Origin of the sequence: Lysinibacillus sp. CNPSo 3705, from assembly GCF_028674935.1 — a bacterium.
Taxonomy (GTDB): domain Bacteria; phylum Bacillota; class Bacilli; order Bacillales_A; family Planococcaceae; genus Lysinibacillus.
In genome coordinates this window covers 13,021-30,335 of record NZ_JAQZSD010000054.1, presented here as the reverse complement: position 1 = coordinate 30,335, position 17,315 = coordinate 13,021, and the positions used below count along the sequence as shown (strand labels likewise).

General features: G+C 35.1%; 14 protein-coding genes and 2 pseudogenes. 13 read left to right on the top strand and 3 right to left on the bottom strand.

What is annotated here, in order from left to right; all coding sequences use genetic code 11:
* Positions 1 to 80: 80 nt before the first annotated feature.
* From PVA17_RS19060 to PVA17_RS19005, 12 genes and pseudogenes are all read left to right on the top strand, one after another.
* Positions 81 to 1,241, top strand: coding sequence for a cytochrome P450 (locus PVA17_RS19060; protein ID WP_132360940.1), 1,161 nt, complete (start codon positions 81 to 83; stop codon positions 1,239 to 1,241).
* Positions 1,242 to 1,729: 488 nt separating this feature from the next.
* Positions 1,730 to 1,834: pseudogene (locus PVA17_RS19055) on the top strand (ATP-binding cassette domain-containing protein); the annotation flags it as partial.
* A 352-nt stretch (positions 1,835 to 2,186) separates the two neighbouring features.
* Entirely contained in the window at positions 2,187 to 2,309 is a 123-nt protein-coding gene (locus PVA17_RS19050) for a hypothetical protein (RefSeq protein ID WP_274068594.1), read from the top strand.
* A gap of 144 nt (positions 2,310 to 2,453) precedes the next feature.
* Positions 2,454 to 3,683, top strand: a complete 1,230-nt coding sequence (locus PVA17_RS19045; RefSeq protein ID WP_132360938.1) for an aminopeptidase — start codon at positions 2,454 to 2,456, stop codon at positions 3,681 to 3,683.
* Between the two features lie 61 nt (positions 3,684 to 3,744).
* Positions 3,745 to 4,003: pseudogene (locus PVA17_RS19040) on the top strand (IS110 family transposase); the annotation flags it as partial.
* Between the two features lie 1,074 nt (positions 4,004 to 5,077).
* Positions 5,078 to 6,307, top strand: coding sequence for an aminopeptidase (locus PVA17_RS19035; protein WP_274068597.1), 1,230 nt, complete (start codon positions 5,078 to 5,080; stop codon positions 6,305 to 6,307).
* 146 nt (positions 6,308 to 6,453) lie between these two features.
* The gene (locus PVA17_RS19030) at positions 6,454 to 7,836 is read left to right on the top strand and encodes an alpha/beta hydrolase family protein (RefSeq protein WP_274068593.1); all 1,383 of its coding nucleotides are present in this window, start codon (positions 6,454 to 6,456) and stop codon (positions 7,834 to 7,836) included.
* Positions 7,837 to 8,152: 316 nt separating this feature from the next.
* Positions 8,153 to 8,737 carry a TetR/AcrR family transcriptional regulator gene (locus PVA17_RS19025; RefSeq protein WP_274068596.1) on the top strand — a complete coding sequence of 195 codons (585 nt, stop codon included), beginning with the start codon at positions 8,153 to 8,155 and terminating at the stop codon, positions 8,735 to 8,737.
* 33 nt (positions 8,738 to 8,770) lie between these two features.
* A complete protein-coding gene (locus PVA17_RS19020; protein ID WP_132360930.1) occupies positions 8,771 to 9,376 on the top strand; it encodes a GNAT family N-acetyltransferase in 606 nt (201 codons plus the stop codon).
* Between the two features lie 184 nt (positions 9,377 to 9,560).
* A complete protein-coding gene (locus PVA17_RS19015; protein ID WP_274068592.1) occupies positions 9,561 to 10,595 on the top strand; it encodes a hypothetical protein in 1,035 nt (344 codons plus the stop codon).
* A 156-nt stretch (positions 10,596 to 10,751) separates the two neighbouring features.
* Positions 10,752 to 11,579, top strand: coding sequence for a hypothetical protein (locus PVA17_RS19010; RefSeq protein ID WP_274068591.1), 828 nt, complete (start codon positions 10,752 to 10,754; stop codon positions 11,577 to 11,579).
* Positions 11,580 to 12,677: 1,098 nt separating this feature from the next.
* The gene (locus tag PVA17_RS19005) at positions 12,678 to 13,691 is read left to right on the top strand and encodes a DUF418 domain-containing protein (protein ID WP_132360924.1); all 1,014 of its coding nucleotides are present in this window, start codon (positions 12,678 to 12,680) and stop codon (positions 13,689 to 13,691) included.
* 485 nt (positions 13,692 to 14,176) lie between these two features.
* Here PVA17_RS19005 and PVA17_RS19000 read toward each other — a convergent pair whose 3' ends face one another.
* Positions 14,177 to 14,662 carry a tetratricopeptide repeat protein gene (locus PVA17_RS19000; RefSeq protein WP_132360922.1) on the bottom strand — a complete coding sequence of 162 codons (486 nt, stop codon included), beginning with the start codon at positions 14,660 to 14,662 and terminating at the stop codon, positions 14,177 to 14,179.
* 324 nt (positions 14,663 to 14,986) lie between these two features.
* Here PVA17_RS19000 and PVA17_RS18995 point away from each other — a divergent pair, with 324 nt between their 5' ends.
* Positions 14,987 to 15,832: an alpha/beta fold hydrolase gene (locus PVA17_RS18995; protein ID WP_274068590.1), complete on the top strand. Its 846-nt coding sequence runs from the start codon at positions 14,987 to 14,989 to the stop codon at positions 15,830 to 15,832.
* A 153-nt stretch (positions 15,833 to 15,985) separates the two neighbouring features.
* Here the strand turns inward: PVA17_RS18995 and PVA17_RS18990 are convergent, their stop codons facing one another.
* The gene (locus PVA17_RS18990; protein ID WP_483308036.1) at positions 15,986 to 16,420 is read right to left on the bottom strand and encodes a ribosomal maturation YjgA family protein; all 435 of its coding nucleotides are present in this window, start codon (positions 16,418 to 16,420) and stop codon (positions 15,986 to 15,988) included.
* Between the two features lie 78 nt (positions 16,421 to 16,498).
* Positions 16,499 to 17,071, bottom strand: a complete 573-nt coding sequence (locus PVA17_RS18985; RefSeq protein ID WP_274068589.1) for a GNAT family N-acetyltransferase — start codon at positions 17,069 to 17,071, stop codon at positions 16,499 to 16,501.
* Positions 17,072 to 17,315 lie beyond the last annotated feature (244 nt).

The window sequence follows — 17,315 nt, the reverse complement described above, 5'->3', positions numbered from 1 at the left end:
CCATTTTTTGTATGCATAAGTTACACTTATATTATAAAAATTTACTGATATTACCATAAAAAGATGTAGGAGGAATCGTTATGACAAAAACAGAATTACAGTATAATCCTTTGGATTCGGAAACATTAAATAACCCATACCCGATTTACCATCAACTTCGTGAAAATTCTCCCGTTTTTTGGCATGAAGGTATGAAATCTTGGGTTCTAACCAGATATGAAGATTGTAGAGAAGTTCTTCGTAATCATGAATTGTTTGCTAGGGATTTGCGACGTATTGGTGTTGATATTCCTGATATAAAAAATAACCTTCAAACTTTAGATCCGCCTGCTAATATGCCATTACGTAATCTAATGATAAAAGCTTTTAATTCTCAGGATATTGAAAGTATTAGACGTAGAGTTCATGATTTAATTGAGGACATTTACAAAAAACAAGCTTCTAATATAGAATTTGATTTTATGAAAGAAGTTTCAGCTCCGCTTTCATTAAGTTTAACGTGTATTTTGCTAGGCATAGAAGAACCAGACTTAGAATCTATTGTAGAAATATCTGATGCTATTGCTTATCAGATGGACTCCGGATTAGTACCAGAGAATGCAGAACTCGGTATTTCAGCAAGAAAAAAACTCAACGAACTTGTTGAAGAATGGTTGGCAGCAGAAGAACAGCCTGGAATTCTATCTTATATAAGAAAAAATAGTCAGAAAGCTAATATACCAGAACATTATGTGCGTAACACTACAGGCACAATGTTTACTGCAAGCTTTGGTACGTTATATGCATCTTTCGGTAATGCTTTACTTGTATTGTTAGAACACCCAGATATTCTTGATCAATTTAAAAATCAAGAGTTACTTGACTCTGGAGTTGATGAATTAATTAGATATGATGGACCAGCAACAGGAACTAGTCGTTTTGCAGTTAAGGAAACTAAAATTGGGGATACTATCATTAAGCCTGGTGAAATTGTTTTGACTTTACTTGCTGCTGCTAATAGAGATCCAGAAGTATATCCCGACCCAGATAGAATTATTCTAAATCGATCTGCAAAACCAAATCTTGGTTTCGGTTGGGGTCCACATTCTTGTGTAGGGACTTTGTTTGGTAAACTAGCAATTCAACAATTAATAGTATGTTTACTCGAATCGCCTAGACGTTTACAACTGGTATCGGAGCCTAAGCGACGCAATACGGCTACTGTACGTTGTATAGATGTATTACCTGTTTCATTTAATTAATTCTCTTTTACACTAAATGGTTAATTTATTAAAAATAGTGATAGAAGGGGTACCAACAACAAAACGCAAATTTTGTACGCTAAGTAATTTTTCGCATAGAAAAAGCCGATTTTCTGTACGTTAAGGGATTATCGGCTTTTGTTTATTCTATTATTCTTAAATATTTAGGACTTGGTTTCACAAACAATACTAGGCATTAGCATTTTGAATAAAATCTACCATTTTCTTCTTTAATTCAATCATAAATTCTGTACGTGTACTGAGATAAAATTGAATATTACTAGACAGATGTACGTGTATAAGGCTTGCTGATTGCAATATCATAAGGTGATGATGGAGATTCACTTTAGCTCCGCTTATATAATTTAAAATAGCCGTAAACTTATATTTATCCCTTGAAAGAAACTGAAGTATCTCCAAACATTCTTTCTTTAAAAATACTAAAAGTATGGAGCGGACGAAAGTAAAGAGACGGAATTAGAACAACGGAATGGCAAAAAATCGCACTAGGTAGGGCGTTATTTAAAGATAGTCCGATTATTATACTGGATGAACCAACTGCAGCTTTAGACCCCGTTAGTGAAGCAAAGATTATTGCGGGCATTGTCATTACGGAAAATAGTTGTTATCAAAAAGGAAGAAGGTTCTATAGTAAAGGTGGCTATGGTTATATTTATTATACTTATGATGAAGGTAGCAACCTCGTTCTCGATGAAAAGGACATAGAGGGAAAAAATGCTCAACTAAATGGACAGACTTATAAATTTCACCGAGTGTACACTAAAAGAGAACCTCGCATTCTTGGTTGTCATGATTGTAAGGCACTACTAAAAAAAGAACCCCCTGACGCTGAAGTAAGCTATTGTTGAGTATGAGAAAAAAGCTTCAAGAGATTGGGGAAATGCTGATTCAGCTAAAGAACTTAAAAATTAAAGGAATGAAAGTATGGATTTTGATATCCGAGAGATAAGAGAATATTATGACTCAAAAACACAAGACTATGAATTTAATAAATTAGTTAATTTTGCGGTAACTAAAAATTTTTTAGATTGGCTAGATGCCTTTTAAGGTGACATTTTAGCCACAACGTTATTATCATATCGTAATGAAAATACGTATAAAATCTCTGGAAAACCTGTGCAAAAAGTATGGCATGGAGGTAAGCAGTGGAGGACAATTCAAAAACTATTGGACAGAAGAGAGGTAAATAATATGACTTTTGAAGAAAAATTACAAGCATATGCAGAACTTGCGGTAAAGGTTGGTGTAAATATTCAACCTGGGCAATATTTATTAGTCAATACATCAGTGGATGCATTGGACTTCGCCCGTTTAGTTGTGAAAGAGGCTTATAAGGCAGGGGCAGGACGTGTTCATGTTAACTTTTCGGATGATGAAATGGATCTAGCTTACTTTGAGCATGCCTCAGATGAAGAATTTAATCGTTTCCCAGAATGGATAGTCAAAATGCGTGATGAGGTAATCGAACGTAAAGGAGCACTATTGTGGATTGATGCTGCAGACCCTGATAAATTAACAGGTATTTCAGCAGATCGTCTAGCTACCTATCAAAAGGTTTCAGGAGCTGCTCTAAGAAACTATCGCAACGCCGTCATGAAAAGTTTATTCGCTTGGTCGATTGTAGCCGTCCCTTCACCAAAGTGGGCATCGAAGGTGTTCCCGAGCTTAGCAGCTGAGGAACAAGTACCGGCATTATGGGATGCTATATTTAAAACAGTTCATATCGGTGAAGGCAATGCTGTTGAAAACTGGCGTGAACATGTAACAAATTTAGAATCTCGTGCGCTCCTTCTGAACAATAAAAAATATGCGAAGCTTCACTATACAGCGCCAGGTACTGATTTAACAATTGCCTTAGTGCCACAACATAAATGGATTACTGTTGGTGGTAAAACGCCAGATGATATGAACTTTATTGCTAATATGCCGACAGAAGAGGTTTATACGTTACCGATGAAACAAGGTGTAAATGGCTATGTAAGCAATACAAAACCATTGGTTTATCAAGGGAATATTATCGATGGCTTTAAATTGACATTTGAAGAAGGAAAAATTGTAAAAGCTGAAGCACAGGTAGGACATGATTTATTACAGCAGCTTATTAGTGTGGATGAAGGCTCATGCTATTTAGGTGAAGTAGCACTTGTACCGCATGACTCACCAATTTCAGCAGCGGGGATTTTATATTTTAAAACATTGTTTGATGAAAATGCATCGAACCATTTAGCAATTGGTAAAGCATATCCAACTTGCTTAGAAGGTGGAAGAGATTTAGAAAACGATCAGCTTGAAGAGTTAGGTGCAAATAATTCAGTAACACATGAGGACTTTATGATTGGCAACGGTGAGATGAATATTGACGGTATCTTACCAGATGGAACTGTGGAGCCAATTTTCCGTAAAGGTAACTGGGCATTTTAAGCTAAGCTTAATTAGTACATTAATACTCACGATGGTATTTAGTGTTTCAACTGCTTTTACTGAAGGCACAAAAAATCACATTACCAAGTGCGGCTAGGCAGGCTTTGCCATATGCTTGTTCGTTGTTCTATTCGAGATAGTCGGAAAAAGAAAACAACACCTGAAACTATCGCACGAAATAAGGATTACGAGCCTCCTGCACTTTAAAACGTGAGGAAGAAAAGCCATATAAAGTAGCTATTACTGCTTGTGCAAATAAGCTTTTACAATGGATTTATGCGATTTTAAAAACGAAAACACCATTCCAAGAAACCATGTAGTTACAGTATTTTTTAATACAACAAAAACCTTCCGAATTGAATTCGGAAGGTTTTTTGAGTTGCGCTTTTTAGTATAGCATGAAGTGTTTTTTAATTTAAAAGATTTTTATTGACAATCTATTAGCTGCTTTAGTTTTTTAGAAGAAATCTAAGAGTTGCTGAGAAATAATTAGGTTGAGTGGATTCTATTATCGTTACAACTTAGTAAGATAATATTTCAAATTGTAAGGGAACCGTTATTCATTTAAACAAAGCAAATATATATCTTTAAGGTATTAATAAAAACAATGAAAGAAGCGAGGTAAATACTTTGACGTTATAAGAAAAATTACAAGGTTATGCACAACTTTTGGTAAAAATTGGTGCAAATATTTAACCAGGGAGTTATTGGCCAAGACAACTGTGGCTGCATTGGATTTCGCACGTTTAGTTGTGAAAGAGGCTGATAAGGCTTTCATCGCTTGGTCGATGGTAGTAGTTCCTTCACCAAGGTTGGCATCGATGTTGTTCGAACTTAGCAGCTGATTATAGGAAAAGCTGTTCGTAATTGGTGAAGGCACTACTAATTTGTCCCTGAGGTAAAGTTAAGGAATTTTGTTCAACTAACGGTGGTTAGTTGAACAGGACTCATTTAATTGATCATAAAAAGGACAGTTCATTCAAAAAGAAAAGAATCCATTTTGATTAATCTCTTGTGAAAATGGGTTTTTATTATTGACTGTAGAACCTATATTTACACATTTTTTACCAAACTTTTGAAAAAATGAGTTTTAATAGCTTGATATTTTATTTAAAATGATTTATATTGATATCAAATGATATGTTTATCTATCAAAAATGCCGACTTTATACAAAGAAAGGAGTGAACGATGAAGAAAAACGTTTTAACGGCATCAAAGTTTAGGAGGTAAATATATGAGTGATAGAAAACCCCATTTTTTTTTATCATATCGTGAAGAAAAAGCGTATGAAAAGTGGTCAAGAGAAATTTCTGAGAAACCTGTACAGAAAGTATGGTATGAAGACAAGCGAGCGGATGATAAAAAACAATTTGACAGAAGAGAGGCAAATAATATGACGTTTGAAGAAAAATTACAAGCATATGCAGAACTTTTGGTAAAAGTCGGTGTCAATATTCAACCAGGGCAATATTTATTAGTCAATACATCAGTGGATGCATTGGAGTTCGCCCGTTTAGTTGTGAAAGAGGCCTATAAGGCTGGTGCAGGACGTGTTCATGTTAACTTGTCAGATGATGAAGTGGATCGTGCTTACTTTGAGCATGCCTCAGATGAAGAATTTAATTGTTTCCCAGAATGGATCGTCAAAATGAATGATGAGCTGATCGAACGTAAAGGAGCACTATTAATGATAGATGCTGAAGATCCTGATAAATTAGCAGGTATTTCAGCCGATCGTCTAGCTACCTATCAAAAGGTATCGGGAGCTGCTCTAGGAAACAATCGAAACGCCATAATGAAGGATTTAATCGCTTGGTCGATGATAGCAGTTCCTTCATCAAAGTGGGCATCGAAGGTGTTCCCGAACTTAGCAGCTGAGGATCAAGTACCAGCATTATGGGAAGCCATTTTTAAAACTGTTCATATCGGTGAAGGCAATGTTGTTGAAAAATGGCGTGAACATGTAACAAATTTAGAATCTCGTGCGGTCCTACTGAACAATAAAAAATATGCGAAGCTTCACTATACAGCGCCAGGTACTGATTTAACAATTGCATTAGCACCACAGCATAAATGGATTACTGGAGGTGGTAAAACGCCAGATGATACGATCTTTATGGCAAATATGCCGACAGAAGAGGTTTATACGTTACCGATGAAACACGGTGTAAATGGCTATGTAAGCAATACAAAGCCATTAGTTTATCAAGGAAATATTATCGATGACTTTAAACTAACGTTTGAAGAAGGAAAAATTGTTAAAGCCGAAGCACAGATAGGGCACGATTTATTACAGGAGCTTATGAATGTGGATGAAGGCTCGTGCTATTTAGGTGAGGTAGCACTTGTACCACATGAATCGCCAATTTCAGCATCGGGGATTTTATATTTTAATACATTGTTTGATGAAAATGCATCGAACCATTTAGCGATTGGTAAAGCTTATCCAACTTGCTTAGAAGGTGGAAGAGATTTAGAAAACGATCAGCTGGAAGCGTTAGGTGCAAATATTTCAGTAACACATGTGGACTTTATGATTGGCAGCAGTGAGATGGACATCGACGGTATGCTACCAGATGGAACTGTAGAGCCAATTTTCCGTAAAGGTAGCTGGGCATTTTAAGTTTTTGATTTGAAGAAAGGAGTAGAGCAGATGAAACGATTACTAAGCATAATCGGTGCAACTATATAGGTGTTTCATCTGCTTTTGCTCAGACTGAAAACTACCTCTTTAATTAGAAGTAAAATGCATTCAAAGGAGATAGGCCAATGAATTTCTGGGAAGTTGTTTTGATAGTTGTGAATTTTAGTATATTGAGTTGGATACTGTTAATAGGCAGGGAAACGAAAAAGTGGTCTAAATTAGCTACTTTGGTTGCCGTTGTAATGGTTACAGTTCAGCTAGTGGCAGAAGGTTTTAGATGGCAGATGATTCCGGCATATGTATCCCCAGTTATCTTGATTATATGCTATTTATTAGCTGAGCGGAAAAAGGGGTTCAGAAACAAGAGTATATTCATAGTTAAGTCTTTGTTATTGTGCATCTATTTGTCTGTAGCAGTTGCGCTACCTTTACTTATGCCAGTATTTTCATTTGAAGAACCAACTGGCCCACATAAGGTCGGTACGAAGCTATTTCATTGGGTTGATCATCAGAGAAATGAACCGTATTCGAAAAATCCAACCGATCGACGCGAACTGATGGTGCAAATTTGGTATCCTGCGGCTGAAAAAAGCAAGGGGGATCGGGAACCTTATATTCGCAACATAAATGAGCTCTCCAAGGGATTGGAAAAAACATTATCCATTCCTGCATTTGCATTCAGCCACATGGGTTTGGTAAAATCTCATTCGTTTATGGATTTACAACTCTCAGACTCAGAAAATCAATATCCGATATTACTTTTCTCTCATGGTTTTAATGGTTTTCGTAATCAAAACACGTTTCAAGTCGAGGAGTTGGCTAGTCAAGGATATATTGTTCTAGGTATCGATCATACCTTTGATGCTGCAGCTACCGTCTTTCCAGATGGTCGAACTGCTTACGTACAGCCCTTCAATTTAACTGATTTTAACTTACGTGATCGCCACATCAAATTATGGAAAGAAGATGTCACTTTTGTACTTGACCAGTTAGAGAAGCTTAATCAAAACGATGAGACCGGCTTCTTTACAGGAAAGATTGATACCTCGCGTATTGGAATGTTTGGGCACTCTTACGGTGGGGCTACCGCAGCACAAATACTTGCAAAAGACTCCCGTGTCAAAGCAGCCATCGATATGGATGGCACGTTGCATGGGGAAGTTTTCCCTGAAAGTGGGATTGGAAAACCATTTCTGCTCATGAGTGCAGACATAAATGAAGATTCTGATGAAGATACCTATAAAGACAAGGTTCGCAATGAACGTGGGTTAGCTGGCGGTGGTATGTCAATGGTCATTCCCCATACGGATCATTCAAGCTTCACTGATTTACATTTGTTCTCCCCTCTGTTGCAGAGCCCAGGTGAAAATCCAAAGGAAGTTCATCGCATTATTAACGAATTCAGCCTGGCATTTTTTGACCAGTATGTAAAACAGAAGGATGACGGCTCAACCCTTAAAAGGCTGATGACCAAATACCCAGAAGTGAATTTTAAAGTAAACCGATAACCTTATGCAGAACCAACTTAATTAAAAAATATTCTGCAATTAAATGAAGTACAATCGGAGTTCATCGTCAGAAATTGCTTAAAAACCCAAGTAATGTTATCTTTTCTCTCTTGATTTAATTTCTTTATCGTCATTTAAATAATGAAATGCTAAATATAGAACATTCAAAGTACTATCCGTTTCAGTAGTATAATTCTTTTTGAAAGGCTACATTCAACAGCTGGACACTTTGTTTTAAATGATTTATGCTAATTTCAAATGATATGTTTATCTATCAAAAATGATGACTTTATACAGAAAAAGGGAGAGATTGATGATGAAGAAAGAATTATCAGCGTTGAAGGAAGCGAGATTTAATGCAATTCTTGATTCGGCTACTATATTGCTTGTTGAAAATCCTACTGCTTCGATGAATGAAATTGCGGAATATGCGGGAATTGGTATTGCTACACTTCATCGCTACGTCGAAAGCCGAGAGAAATTGATGCTGTTCTTGGGCCATCGAGCTATACAACTGGTAAGTGAAACCGTAAACCAGATTTCACTGGATGAGGAAAGTAGCGAAAACTATATCCCGAAACTCATTGAAGCGTTAATCCCCTTAGGTGACAAAATTTATTTTTTAGGTCATGATGCATCTGTATTTAACAACAAAGAATTAGGTGAAGCCGAAGAGAAGGTAAGGGAACCCATACGACGCGTTATTGAGCTGTTACAACAAAGAGGTTACCTTCAGCAAACGGTTAGCAGCGAATGGATTTTGAATACGCTTTATGCCCTGCTTTTCCATACATGGGAACAGGTACATGAAGGTAATGTGCCTAAAAATTCGGCTGCAGAGCTTTTTTTAAATACGTTTTATCATGGTTTCAAAGCTAAGGACGAGTTGAGTGGGGATTGAACTAATAAAACATTAGAAAAGGAGTACTAGGAAATGAATCAATTCACTATTGTAAAGGCTGATCATCAATCTATGGTCGGCGCCAAGCTAAATGTAATGGCATTGGAATACATGGCGTTTCCACTTGCAGGAACAGAGGACAAGAACAAAGTTGAAGGAACATTTCGTACCCTATGGCGTCAGGAGAACAATCGTTTTAGTCATCAATACGCTTATGAAGCTCAAATGGACGGGAAAACTTTAGGGATGATTACTTGCTATCCCATACCTGTTTTAAATCGTCTTCCATGGCCAACGTTTAAACAGTTGCTTTCATTGCGAAAGCTGGGTCTTGTTATTTATAACATTCTGAATATTAAAATGTTTTATTCTATGATCACCATGAAGGAGGGAGAAGATGACGAATTTCACATCGGAACAATCGCCTTATTACCCGAAAGCCGGGGACTGGGAGTAGGTACCAGGCTGCTTGAGTTTGCCGAAGAACAAGCCTGCCTGCAAGGCTTTGCCAAATGCTCTCTGACGGTAAAGAAAGAGAATCATCTTGCCATTAAATTGTATCAGAGGATAGGCTACCAGATTACAGGTGAAATCAATAAACCAAAGTTATCGTTGTACAAAATGGTTAAAAATTTATAAAGCAGGGTTCAATAGAAGTGCATCCTACGAGTTCAAATAACTGGGAAGAAATAAGTGGGCATTATATTAAAGAGTTCTGTAACTTTATGGCAGAGTTTGATACTCTCGGATTAGAATTTTTGAAAAAAATCTAATCATATTCTCGTCTATTACACTGAATCTAATTTTAGGAGGTCAATATAAGATGAATAAAAAAATTCCATTAATAATGGCGACAACGTTAGTATTTTGCGGAGCTGTTTCAGGATTAAATTTGACTAAACCGGCATTAGCAGCAGAAGACAGTAATGTACAAGATGTAAACAATCTCCCATATAAAATATCAGAAGAACTAACTCGAAAGATTGAGGGAGCTTCGCCATCAGATGTATTCTCAGTAATTGTTAGTTTTAATAAAACACTTAACAAAGAAGACTATGCGAAACTTGAAAAGGACATTGGTGAATTTTCAAGAAGATATACTTATGATACCGTTATTAGTGGTTTTGCTGGAGATTTAACAAAAGAACAGCTTTTATTGTTAAACAAAACATCGTTTGTCACACTTATTGATGTAGACCAGATAGTAACAAACTATGATGATATCATTGTTGAATCAACTTTTAGCAAGGATAGAAGTGGATGGATCGGTGAATTTTCTGACTATCCACATCAAGATAAAGGACGTTATAAGCTCCAATTCTCCCTTAAGTCACTACCTAAAGAGCTAAACAATAAACGGAAAGGTCTATACGTAAGTGGATATAATGGAAGTGACGATTTATTTATGTTTGTTAAGAAGAAATTGGATGCAAATGATCGGCTAAAACCAAATACAAAATATAGTGTGACATTTGATTTCGATATAGCCACAAATGCTAGAGATGAAATAGGTGTAGGTGGGTCTCCTGGTAAAAGCGTATTTGTGAAAATTGGTGTAACCAATACGGAACCGATCCCGGTTATGGATGAAACAGGATTTTATTTAATGAATATTGATAAAGGGAATCAAGGAGTAGAAGGTAAAGATGCATTTATTATTGGGGACTTGCAAAAAACGACAATAGATAGTGAGAAGTATGAGGTAAAACCTTTCAATAATAACCAACGCCCATTTATTGTTGAAACGGACAAGAATGGAGAACTATGGTTATTTATTGGCACGGATTCCGCTTTTGAAGGTGTTACGAGTATTTATTATCCTCGTATTAAAGTGACTCTAAAAGAAGTGAAAGAATAGAAAAACCAGCAGTAATTTGCTGTTCACTTAATACCTCAAAGAATAGGCATATGCTACGCCAGTCAAAAGTTTAATGATTTGACGAATGAAATCAATGAAGTCAAACAATAAAAAGTTTCAGTTGATTAATGACAAGAAATTAGGGGGGCAAATGCCATGAAAAAATTACTTTTTATCCCCATGCTTTTAAGTTTCAGTATAATAAGTGCATGCTCTGATAAAGAAGAAACACCTCATGTGCCGAGCAAGCCACAAGAGGAGCAACAATCTAACGTGCCGAGCAAGTCACAAGAAGCGCATCTATCAATCGAAAATCAGGAACCGTCCAAAACAAATAAGGGAAACACAGAAGCATCTCTTACACAAGCTGATGTACTAAAAAATATTAAGAGCCAGCTTAAAACTAATTTATCTATAACTTTACCAAAAGAGCTTCTGGTATCAGATGGTACATTTTTAACTGCAACAACGAAGGCGGAAGCTAACCAAGTTGAAATATTATTTTTTGAAAGTAAAAAGTATTTGCCAATTAATGATCCGAAGCTTAAAAATTCAAAGACAGCTTCTGTAATTGCAAGACTAGTAGTAAAGCAATATCAGAATGCTAAAGAAGCAAATGAGCAAATTGCTTTTGTGAACTTTAGTCAAAATGGGGGTCAAGAGGTTGATCTTGGCTATAACATTAAAGGTTATCAGGATGCAGGAGCTGGTTCATTATGGACTGGTTGGAATGAGGGTAGATGGGCAATTGAAACCCATACACGAACAGACAATCCAGAAGCAGGTGTGAAGCTTGCAAAACAGGCAGTCCAATTTCTAGAAACACATATGCTACCAATTCCAAAACAAAACGGTTTTGCACGCTTAGATGTTTATAAATCAGGGACTATGATTGTTTGGCAAGACGAAAAACTTGTTTATACGCTTGATTCAATTAAAGAGCCACTTAAAGCACTTGAAATGACCACAGCTTTTTACCATTAAAATATGGTTCCTTCATAGGATATCTGTTTTAGTTATGAGTATGGTGAAAACATTTGGTTTAGATAGAATCGTCAAACGGATGTTTTGTATTAAAACTTTTTTAGTCACGTTAAGCGCCTGAGCTGAATCGACACAGGCGCTTTTCAAGTTGTTAGGAATTGCCTATGAGAGAGAACAATTTGTTAAAGATCATTACATGCAGGGAAAATGATTTAAATGCCTAGCGCGATTTCAGTAATGGATAGTGTATGAGTAAGTTGGAATTTTGCAACATCTGGGAGCATTAAGATAATCTAACATATGTAAAGCATGAAAAGTTATTATGTAGTACGGATGTGATGTAAGAGCAGTACCGTGTAGCTGATGTTAGCTTGGAATAAATAAATTGGGAAGCAATAACATCGTTTTTAAGGTTATAGTAGACCCGTGCAAAACTATACAAAGTTTTCTATATGTTGCTATATTTTGATTCTACATAACAAAAAGGCAGTAGTAACAAGGTACAGATCCTTGTTACTACTGCCTTTTTCATGAAAGTAACAGCTATTGGATATAAGACAATTTCTTGAAGAAAGATTTAGTGGATTCTATTATCGATATTCAAATAATTCCCATAGTTAATTCGAGATGTAGCATTTTCTATCGTTACAATTTAGTAAGATTATATTTCCAATTGTAAGAGGACAGTTATTCATTTGAACACAGAAAAAATATATCCTTAAGGTAATAATAAAACAATGAGTTTTCTACTAGCAAACCTTATTGGTATGGGAGGAATATTGATTACTATATTTTGTAGTTATGGTTTAAATAAGAAATCTAATTATAATTTATCATCTACAGATTTAACAGAGATACTTGCAGATAACAAAAAAATTAGCCAGAAATTAAGAAATGGATATTGAACTTTTATTAAGTTCCTAAGGAGAAAAAATGGAAAAGGGTGAGTTAATTAAATTAGTACTTATTGATTTAATGGGGGAGATGGAAACCTCAATACTATCGGTTAAATGAAAATTGCGAAGGTTGTATGTGAAGCACACAATTAATTTTGGGGATTTTTAATACTATAAATATAATTATATTAGGAGAATTAAAATGAATAAACTAAATTCGTATACACGAATAGATATTATGGATTACTTACGAGGATTTGCTTTGCTGGGGATACTTATTGTAAATGGTTATCAGGCTTTGGGTTATTTCTCCTTTAGTAAGTTACACGATAAATTATATTATATATTAAGTGGGACATTTTACCCAATTTTATTCTTTTTATTTGGATTTGGGTGTTATCTTTTTATGAATCGATCCACACAAAAAGCAAACAATAGATACTTTTCGTTTTTACGCAGAATTTGTTTTTTATTTGTATTAGGACTTATCCATACATTTTATGCACCGCAAGGAATACAGGATGTATTAATGGTTTATGCTATACTCGGCCTGTTTATTATAATATTTTTCAAAAGAAATAAGTGGACCAATTTAATAGTAACGGTTACGCTAATATCCTTTTCTATTGTTACATCTTTTCTCTATTATGGTGAGGGAAAAGTATGGCTGGAATTACTATCCTTCGTAAGTAAGGGGCTTTCATTTATGGTGCTAGGCTTTACGATGGGGCAATTTAAATTTTTTGAAAATGTCTATGGAAAATTAAAGTATATTTCGATTTTTTTATGCGTTAATATTTTTATTTTTGTATCTTTAATTTATGTAAGGGGTTCAGGGTTAATTCCCGTTTCAGGAATTGAAATGCTAGAAGATTATAGTGGTGCCTTTATGATGACTAGCAGTCTTCTTATTATTTTACAATGGGATAAGGCAAAAATGATTTTAACACCATTAAAGTTCTATGGACAAATGTCTTTAACAAATTATCTTGCACAAAGTGTGTTACTATTTGTGTTTAGTATCATAATTGGTTTTACACCTTTTAATTCATTAATTGTGTGCTTTATAATCCACGCTATTTTAATTACTTTTAGTATTGTTTGGTTAAAGTATTTTAAAATGGGGCCAGTTGAATGGTTATTAAGATATTTTACATATTGGAGTAAAATTCCCAATAGGAAGAGATCAGTTAGAAACAATTTAGAAAGTGTTTAGTAAAATGTATTGTAAGGAGATAGGTTATTTTTAAAACAAGAACTCGGGCTGATTTCTATTCTTAACTCACTCTAAAGTATCATCAATAAACGTTAAGCCAAAAGAAGTAGCTCGACTTCACTTCAATCAATCGCTGCCTAATTTGTTTTTCGTCGCTGTAAAAAACAACAGATTATCCGACATTATATATTATAATTATAACATCTATTCTCGCACCCAATTTATTATCATCACAAAATATTCCCGTTAAGAAAATTAAGAGAGAGGGAATGCGTGTTCTTATTTTACCACAGGATTTATCAAATTGAAATGTTCAAAGTTAAATAGCTATAAGGGGTTTCAATGAAAACCTTCTACTACACTATCTTAGCAAGTAGAATCCTGAATTTATCGAGTACTCAAAGTAATTTACTTTAACGGGGTTTTAGTTCTATATAGTAATATGAAAAGATCAGGTTCAACTAGGAGCCTGATCTTTTATCGTGTTATTCCCAAGTTTGATCTAGCTTATCGCTGTAAAATTTAATGGCCTTGCTATATTTTTTTATACCTTTATGATTAGTAGTATGAATTACTGTGTTTAATAAAGTTTCCATAGCCTTTGAATGCTCGCTAAGATTATAAAGTGTCATCGCATAGAAAACCTTTAAATGTTCGGCTTCTGGAAACGCACTTAAGGCCTGTTCTAGAATACGTTTTGACTGTTCATATTGCCCTAATGCACGATAGGTACTACCTAATCCTAAATAAGCATCTACTAAAAATTCGGGTTTAAGCCCTAATTGAATCGCTTTTTCATAGTGAGGGACAGCCTCTTGTTCTTTTCCTAATGAATCATATGTCCATGCACATTGAAATTGGTAGTATCCATTTTCAGGCTCTTCTTTAACTAAAGAAACCATTAATTGATTTGCTTCTTCCAATCGACCTTTCTCTCTTAATGTAATGACTTGTTGTACTCGCTTATCCATTTTTTGTATCCCCTATCTTTCTGTTTTTTCCAATATTTAATAATTTTAAACTTTTGAATTCATAATGTATACTTGGTTCAAGTATTAAAAATTTCACTTTTCTATATTATCAGGCATATTAATTAGATAAATTTATCTGTACGAAATCGACAACAACGAAGTGGCTCAATGCTGGTTTCTCAATTACTACAATAATAATGGGGTGAATAAGAATGCTTGATCGTTCTATGGAGAAAACACGGGAATGTTAAAAAGAAAGGGAGTGATAGAAAGAAGAGTACCATGTAATGCTCTTCGATATAAAAAGAAAAGAGGACGATTATAATGAATAATTATCAAAGCATTTTTAGTGAAGGATTTGATTTAAAATATTGTGTGAAGGGACAAGGTAAGCCGATATTGGTGGTGGGTAGCAGTATATATTATCCGCGCTTGTTCTCGAAAAATTTATATAAACATTTTCAATTTATCTTCATAGATCATAGAGGTTTTGTGAAGCCTCCACGTTCTTTAAAGCAAGAAGATTATACTATAGATAAAATTGTTGAGGATATCGAAATAGCAAGACAATGGCTAAAGCTTGAGGATTTCATCATATTAGGACATTCTGGGCACGCATTTATGGCTTTGGCATATGCCGAAAAATATCCTCAGTATGTTCAGAAGGTCATTTTACTAAATTCAGCACCGACAAACAGCCAAGAGAGACAGCAGCAAAGTTTTTCATTTTTTAATGAGACTGCTAGTGCTGAACGTACAAAGCAATTCGAGCATGATATTGCTTTTTTAGAGAAGGATATTCACAATGATCCTGAAAGACGATTTGTGCATATGTGTATTCGCATGGGGGCGCATAGCTTTTATGATTATACGTTCGACGCTGCTTATATGTGGGATGGCGTCTATACAAATATGGAAGTTATTGATTACCTTTGGGGTGTAGCTTTTGCTGAACAAAATCTAATCCAATCTATGGCTCACTTAAATAAACCTATTTTTGTAGGGTTAGGGAAATATGATTATTTAGTCGCTCCTATTTCGCTCTGGGATGTCATTGATTATTCAAATGACAATGTAAAGAAGGTCATTTTTAAAAAAAGTGGCCATAATCCAATGTTTGAACAACCGGCTATTTTTGATAAAGAATTGATTGATTGGCTTAATGAATAAATGGCCGTAATTTCAACTAAAGTTTGATGAATAACCTATACTAAATAAAATGTACCCTATAAGATAGGCACTAAAAAAGTCTCTCTTATAGGGTAATTTAGTTACATGGAATAGGATTAGTGGAACTTATGTCAAAAAACGGTTTGATAATTATTAATTACGAGAAATAAACGTAAGTGCCATCTTATCTAATACCGTAGCTATTATAATCCCGACTGAATATCGAACCAAATCCGCTACAAGAAAACCTTTGCCAAGTATTAAAGCCCCGAGCGTTGTCCCACGAATCTGATTAATCCAGTGTTCCTGATACAACTGGCTAAATTCTATGCCGAAGCTAAACAAAAAACTGAGCCAAATGGCTGTTAGGGTACTCTTATGCACTAGCAACAATCGAAATCCGAAGTAGACCATCATAGCCCAAAGCATGTCTCCTACGTTCTGCGCTACAAATGACGGAAGTAGAAGACTCCATTTTCTAGATGCTAAACCTAAAAAGATGGTGATCACAATAGCTATCAAATAAGCTATTCGCATTTTAAGGTAGTGTAAGTTGCTAGATTTATGCTCATTAGTCAATAGAATCACTCTTTCGGTTGTTGATATTCATTCATTATCGCATATTTAATGTCCGAAAGATTGATGTGTACTTTATTACCAAATAATTTAGTTCACCGTGTACTCTTCTTTAAGTAAACCGTATATTTCCAAATCTACAACTCCTTTACCAGACCAGAATGTAGCTTGTCTTATAAGTCCTTCTTGTGAAAAACCATTTTTCAAGAGCACCTTTTTAGATGCCTCATTTAATGGCATAACCTCAGCCTGTATGCGATTTATATTTACTTCCTCAAATAAAAAATTGACAATTATTTTAACCGCATCTGTCGCAAGGCCCTTACCCCAATAGTTCTCTGCTAAAAAGTAACCAATCGTAACCATATTCACTTTTTGATTAAAATCCATTGCTTCTATAATGCCCACTAATTGATCGCTATGTAACTTTTGAAAAATGCCCCATTTAACTCTCGTTTTCTTTTGATAATCCCTGTCAAAGTGTCCAATCATTTTACGTACTGTTTGGATATTATGCTTCGGGATTATCCCACAATAGTCAAAGACTTTTCCATTATCATAGATTGCAAATAATTCTGGTAAATGAGCATCTTCAATTTTCTTTAGCACAATATTTTCGGAGCTTAATAATGGGAACTTTGCAAACACTTTTTCGATATTCATAGCATCTTCTCCTTATTTTTACGTTTTTTTCGTACATTATATTGTAGAAATGATTGGAAACCAATCTCTTTTTATCAATCTAAGCATCTAAATGGTGGGATGTATGACTTATGTAAAGTTGATTGGAGACTGGGCGACACCTTGAGAATCCGCGTCACAGATGAGCATGCGGGATGCGACAGCAACAGTGATTATTGAAATAAAAACATATTGAAAGGCATCTCTTGGTTCTGTATAATTTTAC